The sequence below is a fragment of the Bacillus sp. TCT6 genome (assembly GCF_056033845.1).
The window spans coordinates 4,534,712-4,559,929 of sequence record NZ_JBVYHX010000001.1; the positions used below are offsets into that span (position 1 = coordinate 4,534,712).

The following is a 25,218-nucleotide window of genomic DNA, read 5'->3' on the forward strand; positions in this document are numbered from 1 at the left end:
GTAGTCCTGCAAAACAAGGAGGAATTTACTATTGAAATCCCGTCCGAATTTAGTAGATACATTTCGTGATTCCATTATTTTTCGTTTAATTTGTTTTATTATTGTACTCACTGCTTTTTCTGGTTTTCTTATACATAGATTAGAACCCTCTCATTTCACTACATGGTTTGACGGAATTTGGTGGTCAATTGTTACCATTTTTACAGTTGGATATGGCGACTTTGCTCCCCATACAACGATAGGAAAACTAATAGGTATAAGTATTATTTTATTAGGAACTGGCTTTTGTTCTTATTATATGGTTCTATTCGCTACTGAGATGATTAGTAAACAATACATGAAAGTTAAAGGTGAAGAAGCCGCTACCTCTAACGGTCATATGATTATCGTTGGCTGGAATGAGCGTGCAAAACATGTTGTAAAGCAAATGCATGTACTACAACCAAACCTTGATATCGTTTTAATTGATGAAACACTTTCTTTACTCCCAAAACCCTTTCATCATTTAGAATTTATAAAAGGTTGTCCGCATCACGATCAAACTTTATTAAAGGCTAATATTGCAACGGCACACACCATATTAATAACAGCGGATAAAGAAAAGAACGAAAGCTTAGCAGATACACAGTCCATTTTAAATATTTTAACTGCGAAAGGACTCAATCCAAACATTCACTGCATCGCCGAACTACTTACTACTGAACAAATTCAAAATGCAACGAGAGCGGGCGCGTCAGAAATTATAGAAGGAAATAAATTAACGAGTTATGTATTTACCGCTTCTCTTTTATTCCCTTCTATTTCAGGTGTACTATTCTCACTTTACGATGAAATCTCTGATAACAAATTACAACTGATGGAGCTTTCTCCGTCCTGCACCGGACAAACCTTTGCAAATTGTAGCTATACCCTTCTAAAACAAAACATTCTCTTACTAGGTATAAAGCGTGATGATCAATATATGATTAATCCAGTCCATACCTTCATTCTTATCGAAAGCGACATACTCATTGTTATTCACCATTAATAAAATGACGCTCTAGTTCTTGCATGAGCACTTTCCCAATATTGATATATTTTCTTTTTACATCTCCATCTGGATCTTTCGGTTCAGCAAATTGATCCATCCCACTCGTTCCAGCGGTTAAAGTATTCACATTATCATCTAGTTCGTCTTGATATACGTGCGAAAGAATATACGGCGTTTCAAGACGGACTACTACACCAGGTACATCCAGTTCACCATCTACTGCTGTAAACGGCACTCGTAAAAATTGATACCCATCTTCTTCATCGATTTTGTAATCGAAGCATCCTTTATCATAATCCCAATTACCACCAATGCTATATCCAAGTGGTTTCATAATCTCTTCTAACTTAAATAGCGCATATGTACGTCCTTCTAAATTTGATTGAATTGGAATCAAGTCCATCCCTCCAAGACTTTTCCTTTAGCATACCCACTCTAGCTTGAATATACTGATGGACTTTTCGATAAAATAATAAAAAGCGACCGGAATCCGGTCGCTTTTTATTATTTTAAACGCTCTTCTAATTCTGCTTTTAATTCTTCAAATCCTGGTTTACCAAGTAAAGCAAACATGTTCTTCTTGTATGCTTCTACGCCAGGTTGGTCAAATGGATTTACCCCTAATAAGTAGCCGCTCATCGCACATGCTTTTTCGAAGAAGTATACAAGGTAACCGAATGTGTACTCATTTAATTCAGGAATATTGACGATTAAGTTTGGTACTCCCCCGTCGCTATGTGCAAGTAATGTACCTTCGTATGCTTTTGTGTTTACAAAGTCTACAGTTTCACCAGCAAGGTAATTTAATCCGTCTAAATCGTTTTCTTCTGATTCGATTGTTAGTTCATGTGTAGATTTACCTACTTTAAGAACTGTTTCAAATAAGTCACGACGACCTTCTTGAACGTATTGACCTAATGAGTGTAAGTCAGTTGAGAAGTTTGCTGAAGATGGGAAAATACCTTTTTGATCTTTTCCTTCACTTTCACCAAATAACTGTTTCCACCACTCAGCGAAGTATTGAAGTGCTGGCTCATAGTTAACAAGCATTTCAATTGTTTTTCCTTTATTGTATAAAGCGTTACGAACTACTGCATATTGGTAAGCTGGGTTTTCTTCTAGTTCTGATGTTCCGAAGTCATCATGACCAGCAGCTGCACCTTTCATCATCTCTTCAATATTTAAGCCACTTACTGCGATTGGTAATAAACCAACTGGCGTTAATACAGAGAAACGTCCTCCAACATCATCTGGAATAACAAATGTTTCGTAACCTTCGTTATCAGCTAATGTTTTTAATGCACCACGTGCTTTATCTGTAGTTGCATAAATACGTTTGCGAGCTTCTTCTTTTCCATACTTTTCTTCTAATAACTTACGGAAGATACGGAATGCTAGTGCTGGCTCTGTTGTTGTACCTGATTTGGAAATAACGTTAATAGAGAAGTCTTTACCTTCTAATACGTCCATTAAATCTTTCATGTAAGTGGAGCTAATGTTTTGTCCAACAAATAGCACTTGTGGAGTTTTACGTTGTTCTTTAGAAAGCGTGTTGTAGAAAGAATGGTTTAACATTTCGATTGCTGCGCGTGCCCCTAAGTAAGAACCACCAATACCTACAACAAGTAAAATGTCAGAGTCATTTTTAATTTTTTCTGCGCATTTTTGAATGCGCGCGAATTCCTCTTTGTCATATTGAAGCGGAAGGTCTACCCACCCAAGGAAATCGTTCCCAGCTCCAGTTTTTTCGTGGATTGCGTGATGTGTTACTTTCACTGCATCACGTAAATAAGTGATTTCATGTTCACCGATGAAGGATAACGCTTTAGAATAGTCGAACGTTACATGTGTACTCATCTTTTTCCCTCCAATTATGGATATGTATTTCTGTATTCACTTTAGCGAAACTGAAGTTGTAAATCAAGCGATTCAACCATTGTAAACGTAACCAATATATATTTTTTAGAAAAAGTTCATTTTTTGCATAAAAATTCGTATTTTTCGGTATAGATGTATATACATCATCTTTCGAACATTTTTTATGTATAAAAACAACATAACTACCCCATTCTATAAAAGAGTTAATTAACTCATCGCTTGCTCATGCTTCACAATTAAGGGGGGCTTTTTCATGAGTACTTTGCAACGTATCGCATTAGTCTTTACTGTAATTGGCGCTGTGAACTGGGGACTAATCGGATTTTTCCAGTTTGACTTAGTAGCAGCCATTTTCGGTGGACAAAATTCAGCTCTTGCACGTATTATTTACGGCATCGTTGGTATATCTGGGCTTATCAATCTTGGTTTACTGTTTAAACCATCTGAAAATCTTGGTACACACCCAGAAACAAACGAAATTCGATAGTCAGTATGTCCTTTCACCTCCGACATACGAATATGATTGCATGCAATCATATTTGCAAATATATATCATAAGATAAAGTAAAAGAGGAACGCTCATATGCGTTCCTCTTTTACTTTGTTAACTCGGACTCTTCAATCCATTCTGCCAACTTTTCTCGCAGCGTATTAAATCCGTTTTCAGATGGGTTCGGTATAAGAATCCTTCCTTGTTTTCTTTTCGCCGCTTTTAACGATAAACTCATTTTTCTGTGCTCTTCATCAATTGAAAGTACCTTTACTTCTACTGTATCGCCGACTTTTAAAAAGTCATGAATATCCTTTACATATCCATTTGTAATTTCAGATATATGCACAAGTCCTTGTGTTTCTGCATCTAACGCTACAAATGCACCGTAATCTTGAATTCCAGTCACTTTCCCTGTTACAACCACTCCTGTTGTATATTGTTCTGACATATGAAACACTCCCATACGTTTACCATTCTCTCTACAATTATAAAGAGCAAAGCAGATATATTTATTTTAAATATCCGATTGGTTAGTACGCATTCTAGATAACGTTATCTAGAATGCGTATACCTTATATTAGTAAATTATACCACTATGACAGAACTCATTCAAAATTCATGAAAAATTTCCCTTAAAGAAGTATAATTCTCCAATATTGGGATAGACTACTAACACATGGCTTTCTAGTATTCCCCCCCTTTTATGGACAAAACGTATTACGTTTTGTCCTTTTTTTATTTTCTACAAACCGTTCCATTCTCTTCATCGCTTCCATAAGTTGTTCAAGCGACGTTGCATATGAACAACGAATAAATCCTTCACCACTTTCGCCAAATACGCTACCAGGGACAACGGCCACTTTTTCTTCCAACAATAACTGTTCTGCAAATTCCGCTGAAGATAATCCGGTTGAAGATATAGCAGGAAAAACATAAAATGCTCCGCCCGGCACATGACACGTTAAGCCCATTTCATTGAAAGATGTCGTCATGAAGTTACGACGCTTCTTATAGCTATCTCTCATTCGAATTACTTCATCGTTCCCTGCGCGTAACGCCTCAAGTGCTGCAAACTGAGACATCGTCGGTGCACACATCATTGAATACTGATGGATTTTGAGCATTAATTCTGAAAATTGAACAGGAGCTGCAATCATACCGAGGCGCCATCCTGTCATCGCAAATCCTTTTGAAAATCCTGAAATTAAAATCGTATGCTCACGCATATTTTTAATACTCGCGAAACTTGTATATACTTCGTCGTATACAAGTTCTGCATAAATTTCATCAGATAATACGATTAGATTGTACTTCTCAACAATCACTGCTATTTCTTCAAGGTCGGATTTATTTAGCATTGCACCTGTCGGGTTATTTGGTGAACAAAGCAAAATTGCCTTTGTTTTCGCTGTAATAGCTGCTTCAATTTGTTCTGGTTGTACTTTAAACTCGTTTTCTAACGTAGTCGCCACAGGAACCGGAACTCCTCCAGCTAATGTCACAAGTGGTGCATAAGAAACGAAGCTCGGTTCAATAATGAGCACTTCATCATCAGGATTTATAATGGCGCGCATCGCTACATCTAACGCCTGGCTCGCTCCAACTGTAACAATGATTTCATCACTTGGATCATAAGATACTGCAAATTGTTTTTTTAGATACTTTGCTATTTCTTGACGGAGCTCCAATAATCCTGCATTTGCTGTATATGACGTATACCCTTGTTCCAAAGAACGAATACATGCTTGCCTTACATTCCAAGGTGTAACAAAATCCGGCTCTCCTACCCCGAGGGAAATAACACCTTTCATATTTGCTGCTAAATCAAAAAATTTTCGAATACCAGATGGTTTTAAAGATTCTGCTGATCTAGATAGTTCAAATTGCTTCATGGTGTCACCACAATTCGCTTATCATCATCGTCTTTTTCATAAATAACGCCCTCATGTTTATACTTCTTCAAAATGAAATGAGTAGTTGTAGAAACAACAGATTCAATTGTTGCTAATTTCTCAGAAACAAACATCGCTACTTCTCCCATCGTTTTCCCTTCTAATGTAATAGAAAGATCATATGTCCCTGACATTAAATAAACGGATTTCACTTCTGAATAACGATAAATTTGTTCAGCAACCGCATCAAACCCAACGCCATGCTTTGGCGTAACTTTCACATCGATCATTGCCGTTAAACCTGTATGTTCTTTCACCTTCGTCCAATCAATATGTGTTACATAATCTACAATAATCTTTTCATTTTCTAACCTCGCAACCATCTTCTTTACTTCTTCTACCTCTATATTTAACAGCTTCGCTAATGTATCTACAGATAATCGACTACTCTTTTCAAGACAAGCTAATAATTCTAATTCTTTTTCTGTCACCATATAAATCATCCTTCCTTTTCGTTTGTGTTTAAATTATACAAATACCCTTTCCAGTTTGAAAAGAAGATTTTTCTATTGAATTATGTCAAAATAAAGTGAAACTTTAATCAGCGAAATGCTTCACCCCACTGATTATCAGCCCACACCAATCGGGCTTTTACGGACAGTTGCTCTCCCACCTAACCTCTTTGCTTGAGCTGCTTTTTGAGGTGGGAGACTTACTGTCCGTTAATGCGGGGTAAAGTGAAACTTTAATCAGTGGAAAAATGCGTGATAAAGCGAAAGGGGATGGAATCGTGAAACCAAAAGTTTATATTGCTGAACCAGTTCCAACATTTGTAGAAAACTATTTATCAGAACACTGTGATTATGAAAAATGGGAGCAAAATGAGAAAGTACCCCGTGATGTTCTATTAGAAAAAATACAAGATAAAGATGGGTTATTAAATTTCGGATCTGCTATTAATGAAGAATTACTGACAGTGGCTCCTAACTTAAAAGTAGTGAGCAACATTTCTGTCGGTTACGATAATTTTGATTTACAAGCGATGAAAAACCGAAATGTTATCGGAACGAATACACCATACGTATTAGATGATACAGTAGCTGATCTCGTTTTCGCCCTTATGTTATCTGCTGGGCGCCGTGTTTGCGAACTCGATTCTTATGTGAAAAATGGTGAATGGAACGCTGAAATTGGAAAAGAACACTTCGGACTAGATGTACACCATAGCACAATTGGTATTATCGGTATGGGCCGAATTGGAGAAGCCGTTGCAAAACGAGCAAAATTCGGATTTGATATGAATGTTCTTTACTATAACCGCCGTCGTAAAGAAGAAGCTGAACAAAAATTCGATGCTACATATTGTGATTTACAGACGCTACTGGAGCAGTCTGACTTTATTGTTCTTCTTACTCCATTAACAGATGAAACATATCACCTTATCGGAGAAAAGGAATTTTCATTAATGAAAGAAACAGCAATCTTCATTAATGCTTCTCGCGGGAAAACAGTAGATGAAGAAGCGTTAATCCATGCTTTAACAGAAAAGAAAATCTTTGCAGCAGGTATCGATACATTTACACAAGAGCCGATTCAAAAAGATAATCCACTCTTATCATTACAAAATGTTGTGACTTTACCACACATCGGATCTGCAACATTAAAAACTAGGCAGCAAATGGCTATGACCGCCGCTGAAAATTTAGTTGCAGGATTACAAGGAAAAACACCGCCTAATATTGTTCGCGGGTAATACTGAATAAACGAAAGGCAAGATGACATCGTCATCTTGCCTTTTTTTGTTAACATATTTTCTTCTTCCTTGGAGATGATATGAACAAAAATCAATGGAGTGACAAAAAATGAATCACGAATATACTTGTCCTTATTTCACTTTTTCCACTCGCGGCACTACTATTCATTACGAATTGTATGAACACGATAACAAAACAGAACGTCCTACTTTCGTACTCGTTCACGGCTTTTTATCTTCCTCATTTAGTTACCGTCGTCTCATTCCCTTACTATCGAAAGCAGGAACAGTGATTGCTCTTGATTTACCACCGTTCGGAAAAAGTGATAAGTCTCATCTGTTTAAGTATTCTTATCACAATTTAGCAACGATTATTATTGATTTAATTGAACATTTATCTCTCTCAAACATTGTATTAGTTGGGCACTCTATGGGTGGGCAAATTTCTCTCTATGTAAACCGTATACGTCCTGAACTCATTTCAAAAACGATTTTACTATGCAGCTCTAGCTATTTAGCACGCGCAACCTTACCTTTACTATACTCTTCTTATTTACCGTTCTTTCATTTATACGTAAAGAACTGGATTATTAGACGCGGTATTGTTCATAACTTAATGAATGTCGTTCATGATCACTCATTAATTGACGATGAAATGAAAAAAGGTTACTCCGCTCCTTTTTATGACGACCGTATATTTCCCGCTTTAACTCGCATGATACGAGACCGTGAAGGTGACTTATCTTCAACTGAATTACAAAAAATCGAAACACCTATCTTGCTCATTTGGGGTGAAAAAGACCGCGTCGTCCCTGTACATATAGGTCATCGTCTACACAAAGATTTACCGAATTCAAAATTTATTTCTTACGAAAATACAGGACATTTACTACCTGAAGAAAAGCCTAAACATGTTTATGAAGAAATTATCGCTTTTTCTGCGCAATAAAGTGAAACTTTAATCAGTCCCCACCTAACTTCTTTGCTTCCGCTGAATTTTGAGGTGGGGTCTTACTACCAAGCAAATAGCGGGATAATATAAAAAAGGCTGTCGGAAATTCCGACAGCCTATAATGAACAACTTCCGCCTTCTTTTATTACAAGTAATTCCACAGCTAACTTCTCACATTTTTCAAGCGCAGGTACTTCCTCAAAAGACATAAAGTATATATGTTGAATCTTCTTTGCGATGTATTTTGGATCATCAAACACACTTATGACGTTCACAACATCGCTCGCTTCTGTTTCATAAAACTCCGGTCCCATTTGAAACGGATCCCAATTCTTCACAACCTCTATCATCTTTTCATATGTACCCATTCGCTTCCCGCCTTTTCACTTTTTAATACTTTTCTTTATCCTATCACATCAGCTATTCTATAAGAAGAGAGAGAACTTTCGTAACTTATTGGTTTTACAGAAGAAGGGGGCAAACTTATGCAACTATTTCATAAAGCAATCAATCGACGTGGAACGCATAGTATAAAATGGGATACATATAAAAACGAAGAACTTATCCATGCTTGGATTGCTGATATGGATTTTGAAGTACCAAAACCAATTCAAACTGCCTTAAAACAACGGATCGAACATCCGATTTTTGGCTACACACTTCCCCCTGAAAATATTGGGGATATTATTTGTAACTGGACAAAACAACAATACGACTGGGACATTCAAAAAGAATGGATCGTCTTTAGTGCAGGGATCGTTCCAGCTCTTAGTACGAGCATACAGGCTTTTACAAAAGAAAACGAATCCGTTCTCGTACAACCACCTATTTATCCTCCATTTTTCGAAATGGTCACAACAAATAATAGGCAGTTATACGTGAGTCCATTACAGAAACAAAATGATACATATGTGATAGACTTCGAGCATTTAGAAAAGCAGTTTCAGCAAGGCGTCAAACTCATGCTTCTTTGTAGCCCTCATAATCCAATCGGACGCGTTTGGACGAAAGAGGAACTTGTGCAGCTCGGATCGTTATGTACTAAATATAACGTAATCGTTGTCGCGGACGAAATTCATTCCGATATCATTTATGCAGACCATACACATACACCGTTCGCTTCCTTATCTGAAGAATTAGCAGAGCGCACTATCACTTGTATGGCTCCAAGTAAAACATTTAATATCGCTGGATTACAAGCGTCGATTATTATCATTCCAAACGAAAAACTCCGTCACGCCTTTACAGCTATCCAATATAGACAAGGCTTCCACGGGTTAAATATCTTCGCCTACACAGCGATGCAAAGTGCCTATACAGAATGTAATGATTGGCTAAACGAAATTCGATTATATATAGAAGATAATGCTCAATTTGCTTATGAATATATCAAAACTCACATACCTGCTCTTTCCGTAACGAAGCCAGAAGGTAGCTTTTTATTATGGATTGATTGTTCTCGTCTAAAGCTTTCTCAAAACGAGCGTACTGCATTACTTGAGGAAAAAGGAAAAATCATCGTTGAACCTGGTGAGAAATACGGGTTAGGTGGGGAAGAACATATTCGAATTAACATCGGCTGTCCAAGATCTGTTTTAGAAGAAATTTTGAACAGACTGCGTCATACGTTTTCATAATAAGAAAAGAGGCTGTCATAAATCATTTTAGGACAACCTCCTTTATCCATATCTTTTCAATTACGTTTCACAAAAAAAGCTACCATGCACGGTAGCTTTTACTTTTTCTTCATATCCGATGCTTTTTTTACAATGACACCACAAGCAATTCGATCACCTGATTTACCTGTTGGTTGTGTCATACCATCATCAGCGTTTTCTGTAATAATAATAGACGCTCCATCTTTTCTATGAATCGTTGTTTTTCCTTCTTCAAGCGTTATGTGCGGCGCGTCGATTTCTGCCTTGATCTTTCCAGAACCGTCTGCAATTACGTTCGGTAAATCACCGTTTTCTGCACCCTTCGGATTAAGAAGACCATGTTTTTTATCATCAGGATTAAAATGATTCCCGGATGATTCAAAACGAGGTGCCTTACACTCTCCGATTTCATGTACATGTAGTCCGTGTGGTCCTGGCGTGAAACCTTCCCCTTTAATCGTAATTTTCACTCCACTTGTTTGCTGAACTACTTTCGCAGTCCCTACTTCATCTCCTGAAGCATTATGTAATTTCACTTCAATTTCTTTCGGCTTTCCTTGGTCACAACCTGCCATCAGAAATAATAAACAACAACTGAAAAAAAGCCGTTTCTTCATTCCATTCCCTCCAAAATATATTCTGCCCTTAGATTGTCCGAGCATAGAGGGAAACATACAAAAATGCGTTACTGTTTCTTTTCAGCTAATAGTTTTTCTTCAACTTTCTGTAATCGCTCTGCTTCTCTTTTTGATATACGAATAAACATGCGCCACGTGGCAATAGCACCGATAATAAATAGAACGCACACAATCCCTGGAATAATATATTCTGTTTTATCTTCCGGAAAATATAAAGGCATCATAACGAACACTCCTTAATTATAGGATTCAAAAAACATCAGAATTTTCTGTTATATATCTTTAAATTATAGTTGAACCAGTTCATATTCTCAAGGGGCGTTCCGAAAGTGAATGATTTCTTTGACTCCTCCTCCTACTTTCCTTACTATAAACTTGAGGTGAAAAATATGAGAGAAACATTTGAAATTGGTGAAATCGTTACTGGTATTTATAAAACAGGAAAATACATCGGCGAAATTACAAATAGCCGTCCTGGTAGTTATGTCGTAAAAGTATTAGCTGTTTTAAAACATCCGGTGCAAGGTGACTTACATAACGTAAAACAAGCTGACGTACCATTTTTCCATGAAAGACGCGCTTTAGCTTTTCGTGAGCAAACGAACATTCCACAGCAAATGGTAAAGAAATATGAAGGAGAAATTCCTGATTATACCGAGTCACTAAAATTAGCATTAGAAACTCAAATGAATTCATTTTCTGAAGATGATTCACCTTTTGCAGAGCGTAGTCTAGAAACATTAGAACAGTTAAAGAAGGACTACAAACTCTAAAAAAAACAAAACGACCAAATTACATAATGTGCAATTTGGTCGTTACTGTGTGCTCACTTTCTTTAACACTTTTGAAAAATCAACGAGTTCTCCTAATGTTGGTGGTGCTGGTTTTACTAAATACTCTTTATCTTTTTCTACTAGTTTAAAAATATTGTACGTCGTCATCGCATCATCAAGCGCACAATGATGCTTCCCTGTCCCTACTTTTCCGTACGCCTCAATTGCTTTCCATAATCCTGTTTGATTTCTTTCCCCAAAAAACTTCTTATACTCAAGCGATAAATCACGACACTGCCCGAAGAATGGAAAAGCTATCCCTGCCATTTCACAATTATGCTTCAGCACTTTCATATCCATATTTCCCCACGTTACAATTGTCGGTTTACATTTCGTTTCGTATTCTGCAAGCTTCTTAACGAGTTCAGGAAATGAAATCCCTTTATCCACGACTTCTTGTTTTATTCCTAAAAACTTCTTACATCGATCCGTTAAGGAGGGAAATGTTTTCGGCCTGACATGTGATGAATACGTATCTTCCACCTTACAGCCAGCAACTGAAACGAGTCCTACCTCAATAATTTCCGGAAAAAATCCTTTCGGTTTTTTTCTATGCTGGGGCATCGTAAACTCAAAGTCTAAAAATAAAAATCGTTGTTCATCCATACGATCCCTTCCTTATCATTTTTGTCATTCCTTTCTATTTGACACTCCTACACGAACAAGCTCGAATGCTAATTCCATTTTAAATATTCAGATTGGATGTATCTTATATATATGTCAAATGCCCACAAATATTTTAAAAAATAAGAAAAAATGACCTATGCAGAAAATATGACAAAATCCCTCCTTTCATTTACATCCGCAGTTTTTCTACTTTATAATGACGTTATGTGTGTTTCATCTAGTTAATATTTGACACACTAAGAAAAATGAATGAAAGGAGATGAGATTTTTGCACGAAACAACGCAAGAACTCGCTAACTGGCAGTATTATTTTGCTATCGCAGTCTTTTTAATTACATATGCCATTATTATTTCTGAAAAAATTAATCGCGCTGTCATCGCACTTCTTGGTGCAGCACTCATGGTAATTGTGGGGGTCGTCGATTTACATAACGCCTTTACGAAACATATTGAATGGGGAACGATTACGCTACTCATCGGTATGATGATTTTGGTGAACATTACGAGTAAATCAGGTGTTTTCCAATACGTTGCCATTAAAGCAGCAAAAAGGGCACAAGGAAATCCAATTAAAATTTTAATTTCCCTTTCCCTACTTACTGCGCTTGGCTCCGCATTTTTAGATAACGTTACAACTGTACTTCTTGTTGTTCCAGTTACTTTATCTATTACGCGCATACTGCAAGTAAATCCTGTTCCTTATTTACTTTCTGAAATTATTTTTTCAAACATTGGGGGAACGGCAACATTAATTGGTGATCCACCTAACATTATGATTGGTTCTGCCAATAAACATTTAGACTTCAATGCTTTCCTATTGAATCTAGCACCAATCGTAATTATTATTATTGGAGTTACAGCAACAATACTTTACTTCATGTACCGCAAACAATTAATTGCCGATCCTGTACAAGTCAAAAAATTAATGAGCTTAGATGAAAAACAATACATTAAAGATCCAGTATTAATGAAAAAATCTTTAACGGTACTTGGACTTACAATTGTAGGTTTCATGACTCATTCTATTTTCCATATTGATGCGGCTATCATTGCCTTAACTGGTGCTACTGTACTTATGTTAATTGGTGTGAAAGAGCATGAAATTGAAGAAGTATTTGCAAGCGTAGAGTGGGTAACAATCTTCTTCTTCGCAGGGCTATTCGTACTTGTTGGAGGACTTATCGATATCGGTCTTATCAAAATGTTAGCTCAAAAAGTAATTGGTATAACAGGCGGAGATATTTCTTACGCATCCATCCTTATTTTATGGGTATCTGGTATCGCCTCTGCAACAATTGATAACATCCCATTTGTCGCAACAATGATTCCACTTATTAACGATATGGCAGTTGGGCTAGGCTTATCACCATCTGACGCACAAATCGATGTATTATGGTGGGCATTAGCACTAGGTGCTTGTCTCGGCGGAAACGGAACATTAATCGGAGCTTCTGCTAACGTAATCGTTGCAGGTATCGCGAGCCGCGAAGGACATAAATTTAGTTACATGGAATTCCTAAAAGTCGGTTTCCCAATTATGATCGTTTCATTAATCATTTCTCACATTTATATTTATTTACGCTACCTTATGTAGTAGAAAAAGCACCCTGATAATCAGGGCGCTTTTTTACTTATATCTAAAATATATCGACTTATCAACAGAAACGAAAAATCTACTCTTTATATCTCACCGGTTCATTTCGAATAATAAATAAATGAATCGGTAAGAAAACCGAAAATGTGATTGTATGAATAATCGTAAACAATATAGAATTCGTTCCGTATCTATCTAAAATTGCGTAGATAAGATAAATAGACAGCACAATCGATACAGCTGTTGCTAATAAATATAGAATTGGTACGAAGTTAAAAATGAAACATGCGACATATATGCCGAATACTTTCCATCCCGCTTCTTCTTTTAAGAAATCCGGTAATTTGTCTTTTGCTAAATCACCCCATATCTTACTATTTAAAAAAGGAATAAACGCAAGAGCACCATCCGTTGCACCATCATTTTTCGCCATCGTATACAGTGCAAAAGCCGTTAATAAATACGCAATAATTGCCCAAATCAATACAACAAGAATAAACGCAAAACTAAGAGCAAAGAAACCTGCTAGTACGCCTTGATCCTCCATCTTATCCTCTCCTCTCTACTTTCAACATATTTCATTACATTGCAAGTTATGTTTTAAAATTTATCCAAACTCTTTGTATAATAAGAGAAGAAAGAGAATAAGAGAGGAGAAACACGTATGCATCCATTTGTAAAAGCATTACAAGAGCATTTTACAGCTCATCAAAATCCTGAAAAAGCAGAACCTATGACTCGTTATATGAAAAATCACTTCCCATTTCTAGGTATTCAAACACCGGAAAGGCGCCAATTATTAAAAGACGTCATTCAAATACATACTCTCCCAGATAAAAAAGACTTCCAAATTATTGTACGCGAGCTTTGGGACTTACCAGAACGTGAATTCCAAGCGGCCGCACTTGATATCATGCAAAAATATAAAAAGCATATAAACGAAACTCATATCCCCTTCTTAGAAGAACTTATTGTCACAAAATCTTGGTGGGACTCTGTCGATAGCATCGTCCCTACATTCTTAGGTACTATCTTTTTAAAACACCCAGAATTAATTTCTGCGTATATTCCAAAATGGATTGCATCAGATAACATATGGTTACAACGTGCCGCTATTTTATTCCAACTGAAATATAAACAAAAGATGGATGAAGAACTTCTTTTCTGGATTATTGGGCAACTACATTCTTCAAAAGAATTTTTCATTCAAAAAGCGATTGGCTGGGTCCTTCGTGAATATACAAAAACAAATCCGGATGTAGTTTGGGAATACGTGCAAAACAATGAACTCGCTCCATTAAGTAAGCGTGAAGCAATTAAGCATATTAAACAAAATTACGGAATAAATAATGAAAAAATAGGCGAGACTCTATCATAGATAGACACGTTCCTCTATTGAGATTTAAAAAAGAACGTGTTAGAATATGTTCATTATTATTAATATAAGTAGCGATGACGGACTTATAAGTACTTGCATAAAAAGCGATTCAGGGATAGTGAAAGCCTGAAGCCGCAAGGAAACGGCAGTCCCGAGCAATACATGATAAAGTGGATGCACCTTTTGTGTATCAACTAGGGTGGAACCGCGGGCAAACGCTCGTCCCTAGGCAAATAAGCCTTGGGATGAGCGTTTTTTTATGTTCTTTTTAGCATATACTGCTCGTTTCCAAAGTATCAGAGTATATCATCGCCAATACGTTAACTTTCAAAAGGAGGATTTTCTTATGTATTCAATGGAACAAGTTGTAAACTTAGCGAAACATCGCGGTTTTGTTTTCCCTGGTTCTGAAATTTACGGTGGTCTTGCAAACACTTGGGATTACGGTCCACTTGGAATCGAATTAAAAAATAACGTTAAAAAAGCTTGGTGGAAAAAATTCATTCAAGAATCTCCACACAACGTTGGTTTAGACGCAGCTATTTTAATGAACCCTAAAACTTGGATCGCTTCTGGTCACGTTGGTAACTTCAACGATCCAATGATCGACTGTAAAAAATGTAAAGCTCGTCACCGTGCTGACAAATTAATTGAGGATGCTTTAGATGCAAAAGGCATTGAAATGGTTGTTGACGGTCTTACTTTCGACCAAATGGCTGACTTAATGAAAGAACATGAAGTAAAATGTCCTGATTGCGGTAGTGAAGAATTCACTGAAATCCGTCAGTTCAACTTAATGTTCAAAACATTCCAAGGTGTTACAGAGTCTAGCACAAACGAAATTTTCCTTCGTCCTGAAACAGCACAAGGTATTTTCGTAAACTTCAAAAACGTTCAACGCTCTATGCGTAAAAAGCTTCCATTTGGTATTGGCCAAATCGGTAAGAGTTTCCGTAACGAAATCACGCCTGGTAACTTCACATTCCGTACACGTGAATTCGAACAAATGGAACTTGAATTCTTCTGTAAGCCTGGTGAAGATTTAGAGTGGTTCGCATTCTGGCGTGAAACTTGTAAAAACTGGTTACTTTCACTTGGTATGACTGAAGAGAGCATGCGTCTTCGTGACCACGGTGAAGAAGAGTTATCTCACTACAGTAATGCAACAACTGACATTGAATTCAAATTCCCATTCGGTTGGGGCGAACTTTGGGGCGTTGCATCTCGTACAGACTTCGACTTAAAACGTCACATGGAACACTCAAACGAAGACTTTAACTATATCGATCCACAAACGAATGAGCGTTACGTACCATACTGCATCGAGCCATCTTTAGGCGCAGACCGCGTAACATTAGCATTCTTATGTGATGCATATGAAGAAGAACAATTAGAAAACGATTCTCGTACAGTTCTTCGTTTCCACCCTGCTTTAGCACCATACAAAGCAGCTATCTTACCATTATCTAAAAAGCTATCTGAAGGTGCTACTGAAGTATTTGCAGAATTAGCTAAAGACTTCATGGTAGACTTTGATGAAACTGGTTCTATCGGTAAACGTTACCGTCGTCAAGACGAAATCGGTACACCATTCTGTATCACATACGACTTCGACTCAGTTGAAGACAAAGCTGTTACAGTACGTGACCGTGACACAATGGAACAAGTTCGTATGCCAATTAGCGAACTAAAAGGTTTCTTAGAGAAGAAAATCCAGTTCTAATTATAAGAAAAAGAGGCTGCTCATAAGAGCGCCTCTTTTTTACTTTTCACGTTTTTCTTTAATTGCTACTGTACATCTTGATATACATAGTAAATCATCATTTTCATCAATAATGCGAACATCCCAAACCATTGTCGATTGTCCTCTATGTATCGGTGTCCCAATCGCTGTTACAATTCCATCTTTCTTTGAGCGAATGTGGTTTGCATTAATTTCTAATCCGAAACAAATACATTTTTCTTGATCAATTAAATTGTATGAACCAACACTTGCCACTGTTTCTGCTAATGCAACCGATGCACCACCATGTAAAAATCCAAACGGCTGATGCGTACGCTCATCAACAGGCATCGTAGCAACCACCTTTTCTTCTGTCATCTCTAACAACTCAATTCCAAGTGAATCCATTAAAGTTTTTGCCATATCGCTTCCTCCTTCTCTTACTTTAATTAAATGTATAATTTTACCTATTTATTTTCAAACTACTTATAACACTTATATAAGGAGGCTTCACCTAAATGAAACAGAAATTTTGTATATTACTGCTTATGTTCTCCTTGCTGACTATTGTACCAAATTGTGCAATAACAGCCAAAGCATCTAACCTGACAATCGATGTTAAGACTGTAACGCAAAAAGGTAAGAAACCTTATATAGAATATCAAATAAATAGGCCTTCTTTTCACAACTTTTCTGACTCTAAATTTCAAAATAAGCTCAATTTATATTACAAAAAATCCACTGACAAATTTAAAAACAAATTAGAAAAAGAAGCAAAAAAATATTATAAAGAGACAGAAGGATCTAGTACACCATTTCATCCGTACGTAGCAAATGTCGATTATAAAGTCTCATTAAACAAACCACCTTTTCTTAGCCTATATGTGAATTACTATCAATATACTGGCGGAGCACATGGTCTTTATACGTGGAAGGCAAATACATTTGATTTAAACGAAAAAAAGCTACTGCACTTAGACGATTTATTTCAACAAAAAGATAAATATAAAGATGTAATCCGTGCAGAGATTGTAAGACAAATTAAACAAAATGAAAGTATTTATTTTCCTGATGCAACTGAAAAGGTAATGAGTATGAAAAAGTTTCACTTCTTTTTAGAGCCAGACAATCTCGTCATTTATTTCCCTTTATATGAAATTGCTCCGTATTCAAGTGGAATTCCGCAATTTCGTATTCCATATACATTGCTAAGAGACTATTTAAAGCCTTCTTATCAAAATATTTTGATTGACAACAAGTAAATATTTTCGCTACGATAATGTTAACCTAAAAACAACAGGAGGTTAACATTATGAGGAGATTTCATGTTTTAGATTTAGCATTAGCTGCCATGTTCGTCGCTCTTATGGCCATTGGTGCAAATATTGTATCTTGGGCACCATTCCTGCAAGTAGCGGGCATCCCATTATCTATGCAACCATTTTTCGCAATTTTAGCAGGTCTTCTTCTTGGAAGTAGACTTGGTGCCTTATCCATGACTGTATATATGCTCGTTGGCGTAGCCGGCGCACCAATCTTTGCTAACTTCAAAGCTGGATTTGGAGCACTTTTAGATCCTACTGGTGGTTTTATTATCGCATTTATTATCGTTGCTTACGTATCGGGAAAACTAGTAGAACAAAAAGAAAGACCAACATTCATTACATTTGCTATTGCCTCTTTCACAGGAATTATTTTAACTTATATAATCGGTACTACTTACATGTACGGGGCAGTCAATCTCTTTATGGGCGGTAATATGAGTTATAAAGCTGCTTGGATGATTATGATGTGGTTCGCAGTAAAAGATATTGCATTTACAATTATCGGTGCTATTATCGCACCTCGCATATACTATGCTGTGCGTCGTTCTGCTTATCAGCATTCTCATTCGACGATTTCATAATAAAAAAAGAGTTATTTCAACAAGCTGAAATAACTCTTTTTTATATTAAGACTCTTGATTCGCTTGTTCTTCTAAAATTTTCTTCATCATCGCAACCATGTCATCACGTAATTCTGGGTGTTGCAGGGCCATTTCAATTGTCGTTTGAACGAATCCTAGCTTTTCACCTACATCGTAGCGCTTTCCTTCGAAATCGTAAGCAAATACACGTTGGATTTCATTTAAGCTTTGGATTGCATCTGTTAACTGAATTTCACCGCCAGCACCGACATGTTGCTGTTCTAAGAACATAAAGATTTCAGGCGTTAAAATGTAACGGCCCATAATCGCTAAGTTTGAAGGTGCTGTACCTTGTGCTGGTTTCTCAACGAAATTGCGAACTTGGTAACGACGACCTTCTTGTTCTAATGGATCGATAATTCCGTAACGGTGTGTTTCTGTTTCTGGAACAGTTTGTACACCAATAACAGAAGAAAGTGTTTTTTCATACTCATCCATTAATTGACGTAAACATGGTTTCTCAGCTTGGACAATATCATCACCTAGTAACACTGCAAATGGCTCATCACCAATGAATTTACGTGCACACCAAACAGCATGTCCTAGTCCCTTCGGCTCTTTTTGACGGATGTAATGAATATCTACCATTTTTGAAGAAGCTTGTACTTTTTCAAGCAACTCATATTTTTTCTTCTCTAATAAGTTTTGTTCTAGTTCAAATGCGTTATCAAAATGATCTTCGATAGAGCGCTTTGTTTTACCAGTAACGATAATAATATCTTCGATTCCCGATTTCACTGCTTCTTCTACAATGTATTGAATCGTTGGTTTATCTACTATCGGTAACATTTCTTTCGGCATTGCTTTCGTTGCTGGTAAAAAACGTGTTCCTAATCCAGCTGCTGGGATTATCGCTTTTCTTACTTTTTTCATCACAAAATACCCTCTCTCCTGTCGGAATTAATAGCAATCATTTCCTACATAAAACAAAAGGGAGATTTCGCTCCCTTTTGTTCCTTACTACTTAAAATTACTTTGTATTATAAACGATTCATAATGTCTTCTTTAATAGTAAGTAACTTTTGTTCACTATTTTGTAAAGAACTATCTTGTACACCGAAGTAGAACTTAATCTTCGGTTCAGTTCCAGATGGACGTAGGCAGAACCATGAACCATCCTCTAATTGATATTTTAACACATTTGATTTCGGTAAGTGAATCTCTTCTTTATGTCCATCTTGTAAAGATGTAATGATGCTTGCTTTATAATCTTCAACTGCTACGACTGTTAAGCCTGCTACTTCTTTCGGAGGATTCTCACGGAACGTCGCCATCATCTCTTGGATTTGTTCCGCTCCATCTTTTCCTTTTAACGTTAACGATACAAGGTCTTCACGGAAGAAACCATACTTCTCAAATACTTCTAATAGACCATCATATAACGTTTTCCCTTGTGATTTGTAGTATGCAGCTACTTCACATGCAAATAGGACAGATTGTACTGCATCTTTATCACGGCAGAATGGACGGATTAAATAACCATAGCTTTCCTCATAACCGAATTGGAATTCGTATTGTCCGCTTTCTTCATACTGTCTAATTTTCTCACCGATAAATTTAAATCCAGTTAACGTATCAACTGTATCTAAACCGTATGCTTTTGCAATTGTACGGCCAATTTCAGACGTTACGATTGTTTTTAATACGACACCGTTCTCTGGAAGTATTCCGTTTTCTTTCTTTTGAGATAGTAAGTAATCAAGCATTAATGCACCTGTTTGGTTACCTGTTAATACTTGGAACTCACCATTATGATTACGAACAGCTACACCAAGGCGATCTGCGTCAGGATCAGTTGCGATTAATACATCTGCGCCTACCTTTTCACCGTCACGAATTGCATACTCAAACGCGGCGTGCTCTTCTGGGTTCGGTGATTTTACTGTAGAGAAGTTTGGATCTGGTAACTCTTGCTCTTTTACAACTGTTACATCTGTAAATCCAACTTCTTCTAAACCACGGCGTACAGAAATATTTGATGTTCCGTGTAATGGTGTAAAGACGATTTTTAAGTCTTTGCCGGCCTTTTCCACCATTTCTTTATTAATGATGACATTGTTCAATTCTGCAGCATATGCATCATCTACTTCTTGTCCAATAATATGTAATAAACCGTCAGCTTTTAATTGCTCTACATCAGCGACTTCAACTGTTAATTCATCTTCTATTGCATCTACGTAGCTAATTAACTCATCCGCTTCTTTTGGCGGCAACTGTCCACCATCTTCACCGTATACTTTGTATCCGTTATATTCAGGCGGATTATGGCTTGCCGTAAGAACGATTCCACTTACTGTATGTAAATGACGAACTGCGAAAGAAAGTACTGGCGTTGGACGTAAGCTTTCAAACACATATGTTGTGATACCACGTGCACCAAGTGTAGCAGCGACTTCCATTGCAAACTCAGGTGATTTATGACGAGAATCATAGGCTACAACAACACCTCGTTTTTTCGCTTCCTCACCTAACTTTTCAATAAAGCTTGCTAATCCTTTTGTTGCTTTACGAACTGTATATACGTTTAAACGGTTCGTACCAGCACCAAGTTCACCACGCATACCACCTGTGCCGAACTCTAGGTTTTTATAAAAGCTATCCTCGATTTTCTTCTCATCTTGCTTCATGTTTTCTAGCTGTTCTTTTAATTCTGCATCTAATTGTGCGTAAGAAAGCCAGCGACTAAATTCTTGTTTCCAATTCATTCTTCTCTCTCCTCTCGCTCGTCATACCTTTATTATATGAAAAAAACATGCCGTATCTCAATATTTTATAAAATCTAGCAGGATTTTACTAGGAATATTTGTATACACTATTGTTAAATACTCCACTAAAGGGAATGAGGATTATGCACGAATGGGGCTTGTCAGAAGAGCTCAAAATACAAACAAAGCAAATGATTGAAATTGCTGAAAGAGAACTATCGATTATGAGGAACGCAATCGATAAAGAAGATGAATGCATTTTATGCAAAATGGAAGATATTCATCATATGTTGGCAAATGTACAAACATTGGCAGCTACATACTATATTCAGGCATATTTATCACCTTATACGGAAAGTTCATCTTTTATTACAACAGCTATCCAACATTTAAGCGCCAGAAAACATGGTGCTCTTATCGTTGTGGAACGAAACGAGACGCTTGAAGCTTTCATTCAAACTGGAACGACATTAAACGCTCACTTAACTGCACCATTACTCGAATCAATATTTTATCCAGGTAACCCTCTTCATGACGGTGCCGTTCTCGTAAAAAATAATCATATTGTCTCAGCTGCTAATATTCTTCCTTTAACGAAAAGTACAGAAGTTGATCCTGAGCTGGGAACACGGCACAGAGCTGCAATTGGCTTATCAGAAAAGAGTGATGCACTTATATTAGTTGTCTCTGAAGAAACGGGCCGTACTTCTTTTGCCTTAAATGGGATTTTGTATACGATTTCTTTATAAAGTGAAACTTTAATCAGCCCTCACCAATCAAGAGTTTACGAGCAGCTCGATCCACACTTAACTTCTTTGCTTCCGCTGAATTTTTGAGGTGAGGGTCTTACTGCCCGGCAAATAGCTAGATAAACAAACCTATAAAAAAGAAGACTGTTCCAAAATATTGGAACAGTCTTCACTTATACTCTTATTCTTCTCCGAAACGCTCCACAAGTGTTGCAAGTGTACGTACCATTGCACCAGTTGCTCCAGCTGGACCTAAGTCGTGCGCGCCTTTTGTTTCTGATGTTCCAGCGATATCTAAGTGTACCCACGGTGTATCTTCAGCGAATTCGCCTAGGAATGTACCTGCCATAACCGCATGTCCTTCACGGCCTGGTGAGTTATTTAAATCAGCAAACTTACTGTTTCTCACACGTTCTTTATCACGATCAAAAATCGGTAGTTGCCAAATTGGCTCATCTGTTTCCATAGAAGCCTCTAGCACTTGCTCAAATAACTCTTCATTATTTGTCATTGCGCCTGTCGTATAGTTTCCAAGTGCAACAATTACACCGCCTGTTAATGTTGCAACATCAACAAGGTAGTTTGCACCAAGTTTTTTCGCATACGTAATACCATCAGCTAAAGCTAGACGACCTTCTGCATCCGTATTTAATACTTCAATTGTCTTTCCGCTCATAGATGTGATTACATCGTCTGGCTTAAATGCCGTACCACTTACAACGTTATCAGTTGAAGGAATAACAGCGATCACATTTTGTTCTGGGCGCAGTTCTCCGATAATTTCCATCGCACCTAATACAGCAGCTGCACCGCCCATATCACCTTTCATACCAACCATGCCTTCACGTGGTTTTAAAGAATAACCACCTGTATCATATGTAATACCTTTTCCAACGAATCCAATGACATCCGTCCACTCTTCTTTTCCTTTATAAATAAGAGCGATCATTTTTGGTGGCTCTACACTACCTTGGTTTACTGCAAGTAATGCACCCATACCAAGATCTTCCATCTCTTCTTTCTCAAGAACTTTATAGTCCATATCATACTTCTCCGCTAACTCAACAGCATACTCAGCAAGCTTTGTCGCTGTTAATACGTTTGGCGGCATATTTACAAGTGTACGAGCCGAGTTTGTTGCACGTCCATGTACGTAGCCAACTGTTAATGCGGCTTCAATTTCTTGTGCATCTTCCGCTGTAATAGCCGTGAACTTCTCTAACTCTTCACGATCCTTTTTATCTGATTTATACGTTTGTAACTCATATGTACCAAGGCCTTGTACTTCTGCTACAATATGAGCTACATCAATCGCATCTAATTTCTCTGTTACGAAAGAATCAAGTAAGATTGCTGCATCTTGTACTTTTGCTACTTGTAATGTTTTAAACGCTTTTCCAAGAGCCGCACGTAACGTTTCTGTCGTGTAAGACTCTTTCTTGCCTAAACCAACAAAGTAATAACGTTTCACATTTGTTTTTCCTAAGCTATGTACTTTCGAAATGGCCTTTTTCTTCGTAGATAATTCTTTCTCTTCTAGTAAAACTTGTAATTGTCCTTCAAACGCTTTGTCCAGTTCTTGTACAAAACTACTCATTTTCTCTTCTTCAAATAGAGCAACAATCACTACTTCATGACCTGCTAATTCTTTTTGTACTTGAAACATGTTCAGACCCCCTAAATTTCTCTACCACCATTATAACTTTATTTTCTATAAAATGCGACAATTCCAACTACAGTTATATGACGTGTAAAATCTCCTCTATTATGAAATAAGCCAAGAAAAAAAGTCTAGCGTAATTACAACTAGACTATCTTTGTTTTAAATATTGACCACGAAACACTTGCATCGTTTCGTCTTGATTTAACATCGTTAACTCTTCTTCTGTAAACTTACCATTTCCTACTTTTACTACATACACATTTACTTTTTTCTTCCCCCATTGGCTATAAACATCTTTCACCGTATCATAATATAAATCAAGACGGTTTCCTTTTATTGCACCGCCCTTATCAGCTACTACACCATACCCGTAACCTGGCACGAAGAGAATCGTTCCAATCGGGAATACGCGTAAGTCCGCAGCAATTGTGGAATATAAATCCCTTTTCACTTTAACACCTGAATATGTAATACCATACTCTGGATGCCCTGGCCTCTTACCAGTTGACTCAATCCCCGATGTATAACCTGTTGCAGTCATTTCAATTGAACGATATTTAGACCAGTCGTTTGCCTGCTCTAAAGCATTTATCACTTCTTTACTCGGAGCAACATTTCTCTTAACTTCTGCTGCATGTACTTCTTTTGCACTCGTTCCCTCATATTTCTTTACAATCTCTAATAGAGAAACTCCTGTGAAAGCATTCCATGTTACGCATAATGCAATTGCAAGTAAACAAGTCATCATAATGCGAATACAATATCGTTTTAACATTTTTATATTCCACACTCCTTCATCGTTAATCATTCCCTATACGATGAAGGAATATGCAAAAAAAATAATCTCCAAATGAATTGGAGATTAAAACATTTGATATCCGCTTTTCCGAAGTTTCTTGATCACGACTCCTGCTAAAGCAGCCCCTACTAATCCAGTAGATAGAATAAATAAGTCTGCTTGTCCTAAGTGCGATACACTTGTCCCAAATGAAGAAAATGTTTCTTTCGGCTTTGAAAAATAATCCCACATACTCGCTTTATTAATAATAAGCATACAAACAATCGGATACACAATAACCATTACCCATGTAGCCCGCAAAATCATGTTGAGTAAAAATCCAATTCCAAAGAACAAAATAAAGAATAACATCATTGAAATAAGTAGTACCGGTATACTCACTCTTTTTCCCTCTCCTTCGCACGTGCCGTAAATACGTGATAAGCTGTATAACCAAATGATTCTCCTGGATTTAATGTTTTGTCCACTTCAAGATGTAGTTCTGATCTTCCTCCTAACAAATATTTAATAAGTACAGACGTATTCGGATCGTCCGCAATCTTATCTGGATGTAAGAACGCCACTTCAGACAATTCTTTCTCCTGTACAATAATATTTTCTCCTTCAGGCTCCAAAAGGAAAATAATCATATTATCACTAATTTCATCACGAATAACACCCGATCGAACACCAATGATCCCCTTCACATGAGCGACAATGCCTGTCTCTTCTAACACTTCGCGTTTCACAGCTTCATCAACTGTCTCACCTTCATTTACAAAACCAGCCGGTAAAGACCATTTCCCTTTTAATCCACTGTATTTCTTCTTAACGAATAGCCACCTGCCATCTTTTGTAGCTACTAGACCGCTAACAGCTAGCCATACCTTCCCTCGTTTCTCCATGAT

29 protein-coding genes are annotated in these 25,218 nt (G+C 37.1%); 12 read left to right on the forward strand and 17 right to left on the reverse strand.

The window, feature by feature from the left end; translation table 11 throughout:
• Window positions 1–31 precede the first annotated feature (31 nt).
• On the forward strand, window positions 32–1,027 hold the full coding sequence (locus AC0ONG_RS23335; RefSeq protein ID WP_000842324.1) for a potassium channel family protein: 996 nt from the start codon (window positions 32–34) through the stop codon (window positions 1,025–1,027).
• On the opposite strand, the gene AC0ONG_RS23340 is transcribed toward AC0ONG_RS23335, so the two are convergent.
• On the reverse strand, window positions 1,014–1,427 hold the full coding sequence (locus AC0ONG_RS23340) for a YugN-like family protein (RefSeq protein ID WP_000612326.1): 414 nt from the start codon (window positions 1,425–1,427) through the stop codon (window positions 1,014–1,016). The two genes, AC0ONG_RS23335 and AC0ONG_RS23340, sit on opposite strands and share 14 nt — an antisense overlap.
• Window positions 1,428–1,534: 107 nt before the next feature.
• Window positions 1,535–2,887 carry a glucose-6-phosphate isomerase gene (locus AC0ONG_RS23345; RefSeq protein WP_000103654.1) on the reverse strand — a complete coding sequence of 451 codons (1,353 nt, stop codon included), beginning with the start codon at window positions 2,885–2,887 and terminating at the stop codon, window positions 1,535–1,537.
• A 274-nt stretch (window positions 2,888–3,161) separates the two neighbouring features.
• Here AC0ONG_RS23345 and AC0ONG_RS23350 point away from each other — a divergent pair, with 274 nt between their 5' ends.
• A complete protein-coding gene (locus tag AC0ONG_RS23350) occupies window positions 3,162–3,395 on the forward strand; it encodes a DUF378 domain-containing protein (RefSeq protein WP_000105788.1) in 234 nt (77 codons plus the stop codon).
• 109 nt (window positions 3,396–3,504) lie between these two features.
• Here AC0ONG_RS23350 and yugI read toward each other — a convergent pair whose 3' ends face one another.
• From yugI to AC0ONG_RS23365, 3 genes are all read right to left on the reverse strand, one after another.
• Window positions 3,505–3,849: a S1 domain-containing post-transcriptional regulator GSP13 gene (yugI, locus tag AC0ONG_RS23355; RefSeq protein WP_000003764.1), complete on the reverse strand. Its 345-nt coding sequence runs from the start codon at window positions 3,847–3,849 to the stop codon at window positions 3,505–3,507.
• A 253-nt stretch (window positions 3,850–4,102) separates the two neighbouring features.
• Window positions 4,103–5,293 carry an aminotransferase gene (locus AC0ONG_RS23360; RefSeq protein ID WP_474204212.1) on the reverse strand — a complete coding sequence of 397 codons (1,191 nt, stop codon included), beginning with the start codon at window positions 5,291–5,293 and terminating at the stop codon, window positions 4,103–4,105.
• Window positions 5,290–5,787: an Lrp/AsnC family transcriptional regulator gene (locus AC0ONG_RS23365; RefSeq protein WP_000255696.1), complete on the reverse strand. Its 498-nt coding sequence runs from the start codon at window positions 5,785–5,787 to the stop codon at window positions 5,290–5,292. Before AC0ONG_RS23365 ends, AC0ONG_RS23360 begins: the two co-directional genes overlap by 4 nt.
• 266 nt (window positions 5,788–6,053) lie before the next feature.
• Between AC0ONG_RS23365 and AC0ONG_RS23370 the strand changes: the two genes are divergently transcribed.
• Window positions 6,054–7,046 (forward strand): 2-hydroxyacid dehydrogenase, encoded by a 993-nt coding sequence (locus AC0ONG_RS23370; protein ID WP_016078123.1) that lies wholly within the window; start codon window positions 6,054–6,056, stop codon window positions 7,044–7,046.
• 109 nt (window positions 7,047–7,155) lie between these two features.
• Window positions 7,156–7,995 (forward strand): alpha/beta fold hydrolase, encoded by an 840-nt coding sequence (locus AC0ONG_RS23375; protein WP_001015202.1) that lies wholly within the window; start codon window positions 7,156–7,158, stop codon window positions 7,993–7,995.
• Between the two features lie 119 nt (window positions 7,996–8,114).
• On the opposite strand, the gene AC0ONG_RS23380 is transcribed toward AC0ONG_RS23375, so the two are convergent.
• The gene (locus AC0ONG_RS23380; protein ID WP_000537641.1) at window positions 8,115–8,366 is read right to left on the reverse strand and encodes a YugE family protein; all 252 of its coding nucleotides are present in this window, start codon (window positions 8,364–8,366) and stop codon (window positions 8,115–8,117) included.
• A 117-nt stretch (window positions 8,367–8,483) separates the two neighbouring features.
• Here AC0ONG_RS23380 and AC0ONG_RS23385 point away from each other — a divergent pair, with 117 nt between their 5' ends.
• The gene (locus AC0ONG_RS23385; RefSeq protein ID WP_474204216.1) at window positions 8,484–9,635 is read left to right on the forward strand and encodes a MalY/PatB family protein; all 1,152 of its coding nucleotides are present in this window, start codon (window positions 8,484–8,486) and stop codon (window positions 9,633–9,635) included.
• A 98-nt stretch (window positions 9,636–9,733) separates the two neighbouring features.
• Here the strand turns inward: AC0ONG_RS23385 and sodC are convergent, their stop codons facing one another.
• Together sodC and AC0ONG_RS23395 are read right to left on the reverse strand one after the other, a co-directional pair.
• Complete coding sequence (gene sodC, locus AC0ONG_RS23390; protein ID WP_000746518.1) at window positions 9,734–10,273, reverse strand: superoxide dismutase [Cu-Zn]; 540 nt, start codon at window positions 10,271–10,273, stop codon at window positions 9,734–9,736.
• Between the two features lie 68 nt (window positions 10,274–10,341).
• A complete protein-coding gene (locus tag AC0ONG_RS23395) occupies window positions 10,342–10,518 on the reverse strand; it encodes a hypothetical protein (protein ID WP_000982756.1) in 177 nt (58 codons plus the stop codon).
• A 165-nt stretch (window positions 10,519–10,683) separates the two neighbouring features.
• Between AC0ONG_RS23395 and kapB the strand changes: the two genes are divergently transcribed.
• The gene (gene kapB / locus AC0ONG_RS23400) at window positions 10,684–11,067 is read left to right on the forward strand and encodes a kinase-associated lipoprotein KapB (protein ID WP_001209326.1); all 384 of its coding nucleotides are present in this window, start codon (window positions 10,684–10,686) and stop codon (window positions 11,065–11,067) included.
• Window positions 11,068–11,109: 42 nt separating this feature from the next.
• On the opposite strand, the gene kapD is transcribed toward kapB, so the two are convergent.
• Window positions 11,110–11,733 carry a 3'-5' exonuclease KapD gene (kapD, locus tag AC0ONG_RS23405; RefSeq protein WP_000344356.1) on the reverse strand — a complete coding sequence of 208 codons (624 nt, stop codon included), beginning with the start codon at window positions 11,731–11,733 and terminating at the stop codon, window positions 11,110–11,112.
• A gap of 289 nt (window positions 11,734–12,022) precedes the next feature.
• Here kapD and AC0ONG_RS23410 point away from each other — a divergent pair, with 289 nt between their 5' ends.
• Entirely contained in the window at window positions 12,023–13,348 is a 1,326-nt protein-coding gene (locus AC0ONG_RS23410; protein ID WP_000545235.1) for an ArsB/NhaD family transporter, read from the forward strand.
• Window positions 13,349–13,427: 79 nt separating this feature from the next.
• Here the strand turns inward: AC0ONG_RS23410 and AC0ONG_RS23415 are convergent, their stop codons facing one another.
• Window positions 13,428–13,895 (reverse strand): hypothetical protein, encoded by a 468-nt coding sequence (locus AC0ONG_RS23415; RefSeq protein WP_000390065.1) that lies wholly within the window; start codon window positions 13,893–13,895, stop codon window positions 13,428–13,430.
• Window positions 13,896–14,012: 117 nt separating this feature from the next.
• Between AC0ONG_RS23415 and AC0ONG_RS23420 the strand changes: the two genes are divergently transcribed.
• Both AC0ONG_RS23420 and AC0ONG_RS23425 read left to right on the forward strand, forming a co-directional pair.
• Window positions 14,013–14,726, forward strand: coding sequence for a DNA alkylation repair protein (locus tag AC0ONG_RS23420; protein ID WP_016078124.1), 714 nt, complete (start codon window positions 14,013–14,015; stop codon window positions 14,724–14,726).
• Window positions 14,727–15,072: 346 nt separating this feature from the next.
• Window positions 15,073–16,449: a glycine--tRNA ligase gene (locus tag AC0ONG_RS23425; protein WP_000287148.1), complete on the forward strand. Its 1,377-nt coding sequence runs from the start codon at window positions 15,073–15,075 to the stop codon at window positions 16,447–16,449.
• Window positions 16,450–16,488: 39 nt separating this feature from the next.
• On the opposite strand, the gene AC0ONG_RS23430 is transcribed toward AC0ONG_RS23425, so the two are convergent.
• Window positions 16,489–16,872: a hotdog fold thioesterase gene (locus AC0ONG_RS23430; protein ID WP_001140616.1), complete on the reverse strand. Its 384-nt coding sequence runs from the start codon at window positions 16,870–16,872 to the stop codon at window positions 16,489–16,491.
• Window positions 16,873–16,967: 95 nt separating this feature from the next.
• Between AC0ONG_RS23430 and AC0ONG_RS23435 the strand changes: the two genes are divergently transcribed.
• Entirely contained in the window at window positions 16,968–17,711 is a 744-nt protein-coding gene (locus AC0ONG_RS23435) for a DUF3298 and DUF4163 domain-containing protein (RefSeq protein WP_000810328.1), read from the forward strand.
• A 50-nt stretch (window positions 17,712–17,761) separates the two neighbouring features.
• Entirely contained in the window at window positions 17,762–18,355 is a 594-nt protein-coding gene (locus tag AC0ONG_RS23440) for a biotin transporter BioY (RefSeq protein ID WP_001252163.1), read from the forward strand.
• Between the two features lie 45 nt (window positions 18,356–18,400).
• Here the strand turns inward: AC0ONG_RS23440 and galU are convergent, their stop codons facing one another.
• A complete protein-coding gene (gene galU, locus AC0ONG_RS23445; RefSeq protein ID WP_000757823.1) occupies window positions 18,401–19,288 on the reverse strand; it encodes a UTP--glucose-1-phosphate uridylyltransferase GalU in 888 nt (295 codons plus the stop codon).
• A 107-nt stretch (window positions 19,289–19,395) separates the two neighbouring features.
• Window positions 19,396–21,120, reverse strand: a complete 1,725-nt coding sequence (locus AC0ONG_RS23450) for a phospho-sugar mutase (protein ID WP_001104214.1) — start codon at window positions 21,118–21,120, stop codon at window positions 19,396–19,398.
• 143 nt (window positions 21,121–21,263) lie between these two features.
• Between AC0ONG_RS23450 and cdaS the strand changes: the two genes are divergently transcribed.
• On the forward strand, window positions 21,264–21,869 hold the full coding sequence (gene cdaS / locus AC0ONG_RS23455; RefSeq protein WP_000545255.1) for a sporulation-specific diadenylate cyclase CdaS: 606 nt from the start codon (window positions 21,264–21,266) through the stop codon (window positions 21,867–21,869).
• 181 nt (window positions 21,870–22,050) lie between these two features.
• Here cdaS and pepA read toward each other — a convergent pair whose 3' ends face one another.
• The 4 genes from pepA to AC0ONG_RS23475 form a co-directional block, all read right to left on the reverse strand.
• Complete coding sequence (gene pepA, locus AC0ONG_RS23460; protein WP_000487967.1) at window positions 22,051–23,535, reverse strand: cytosol aminopeptidase; 1,485 nt, start codon at window positions 23,533–23,535, stop codon at window positions 22,051–22,053.
• A gap of 145 nt (window positions 23,536–23,680) precedes the next feature.
• Entirely contained in the window at window positions 23,681–24,307 is a 627-nt protein-coding gene (locus AC0ONG_RS23465; RefSeq protein WP_000920103.1) for a 3D domain-containing protein, read from the reverse strand.
• 87 nt (window positions 24,308–24,394) lie between these two features.
• Complete coding sequence (locus AC0ONG_RS23470) at window positions 24,395–24,712, reverse strand: YuiB family protein (protein ID WP_000027012.1); 318 nt, start codon at window positions 24,710–24,712, stop codon at window positions 24,395–24,397.
• On the reverse strand, window positions 24,709–25,215 hold the full coding sequence (locus tag AC0ONG_RS23475) for an NUDIX hydrolase (protein WP_063675936.1): 507 nt from the start codon (window positions 25,213–25,215) through the stop codon (window positions 24,709–24,711). Before AC0ONG_RS23475 ends, AC0ONG_RS23470 begins: the two co-directional genes overlap by 4 nt.
• Window positions 25,216–25,218: the final 3 nt, after the last annotated feature.

Excerpts from the sequence above, each read along its gene's own strand:
- AC0ONG_RS23475 (WP_063675936.1), bottom strand. The coding sequence starts at position 25,215 with ATGGAGAAACGAGGGAAGGTATGGCTAGCTGTTAGCGGTCTAGTAGCT.
- yugI (WP_000003764.1), bottom strand. The coding sequence starts at position 3,849 with ATGTCAGAACAATATACAACAGGAGTGGTTGTAACAGGGAAAGTGACT.
- AC0ONG_RS23395 (WP_000982756.1), bottom strand. The coding sequence starts at position 10,518 with ATGATGCCTTTATATTTTCCGGAAGATAAAACAGAATATATTATTCCA.
- AC0ONG_RS23430 (WP_001140616.1), bottom strand. The coding sequence starts at position 16,872 with ATGGCAAAAACTTTAATGGATTCACTTGGAATTGAGTTGTTAGAGATG.
- AC0ONG_RS23345 (WP_000103654.1), bottom strand. The coding sequence starts at position 2,887 with ATGAGTACACATGTAACGTTCGACTATTCTAAAGCGTTATCCTTCATC.
- kapB (WP_001209326.1), top strand. The coding sequence starts at position 10,684 with ATGAGAGAAACATTTGAAATTGGTGAAATCGTTACTGGTATTTATAAA.
- AC0ONG_RS23440 (WP_001252163.1), top strand. The coding sequence starts at position 17,762 with ATGAGGAGATTTCATGTTTTAGATTTAGCATTAGCTGCCATGTTCGTC.
- AC0ONG_RS23370 (WP_016078123.1), top strand. The coding sequence starts at position 6,054 with ATGCGTGATAAAGCGAAAGGGGATGGAATCGTGAAACCAAAAGTTTAT.
- AC0ONG_RS23415 (WP_000390065.1), bottom strand. The coding sequence starts at position 13,895 with ATGGAGGATCAAGGCGTACTAGCAGGTTTCTTTGCTCTTAGTTTTGCG.
- kapD (WP_000344356.1), bottom strand. The coding sequence starts at position 11,733 with ATGGATGAACAACGATTTTTATTTTTAGACTTTGAGTTTACGATGCCC.
- AC0ONG_RS23380 (WP_000537641.1), bottom strand. The coding sequence starts at position 8,366 with ATGGGTACATATGAAAAGATGATAGAGGTTGTGAAGAATTGGGATCCG.
- AC0ONG_RS23465 (WP_000920103.1), bottom strand. The coding sequence starts at position 24,307 with ATGTTAAAACGATATTGTATTCGCATTATGATGACTTGTTTACTTGCA.
- AC0ONG_RS23385 (WP_474204216.1), top strand. The coding sequence starts at position 8,484 with ATGCAACTATTTCATAAAGCAATCAATCGACGTGGAACGCATAGTATA.
- AC0ONG_RS23360 (WP_474204212.1), bottom strand. The coding sequence starts at position 5,293 with ATGAAGCAATTTGAACTATCTAGATCAGCAGAATCTTTAAAACCATCT.
- AC0ONG_RS23375 (WP_001015202.1), top strand. The coding sequence starts at position 7,156 with ATGAATCACGAATATACTTGTCCTTATTTCACTTTTTCCACTCGCGGC.
- sodC (WP_000746518.1), bottom strand. The coding sequence starts at position 10,273 with ATGAAGAAACGGCTTTTTTTCAGTTGTTGTTTATTATTTCTGATGGCA.
- AC0ONG_RS23425 (WP_000287148.1), top strand. The coding sequence starts at position 15,073 with ATGTATTCAATGGAACAAGTTGTAAACTTAGCGAAACATCGCGGTTTT.
- AC0ONG_RS23365 (WP_000255696.1), bottom strand. The coding sequence starts at position 5,787 with ATGGTGACAGAAAAAGAATTAGAATTATTAGCTTGTCTTGAAAAGAGT.
- galU (WP_000757823.1), bottom strand. The coding sequence starts at position 19,288 with ATGAAAAAAGTAAGAAAAGCGATAATCCCAGCAGCTGGATTAGGAACA.
- AC0ONG_RS23350 (WP_000105788.1), top strand. The coding sequence starts at position 3,162 with ATGAGTACTTTGCAACGTATCGCATTAGTCTTTACTGTAATTGGCGCT.
- pepA (WP_000487967.1), bottom strand. The coding sequence starts at position 23,535 with ATGTTTCAAGTACAAAAAGAATTAGCAGGTCATGAAGTAGTGATTGTT.
- AC0ONG_RS23450 (WP_001104214.1), bottom strand. The coding sequence starts at position 21,120 with ATGAATTGGAAACAAGAATTTAGTCGCTGGCTTTCTTACGCACAATTA.
- AC0ONG_RS23435 (WP_000810328.1), top strand. The coding sequence starts at position 16,968 with ATGAAACAGAAATTTTGTATATTACTGCTTATGTTCTCCTTGCTGACT.
- AC0ONG_RS23420 (WP_016078124.1), top strand. The coding sequence starts at position 14,013 with ATGCATCCATTTGTAAAAGCATTACAAGAGCATTTTACAGCTCATCAA.
- cdaS (WP_000545255.1), top strand. The coding sequence starts at position 21,264 with ATGCACGAATGGGGCTTGTCAGAAGAGCTCAAAATACAAACAAAGCAA.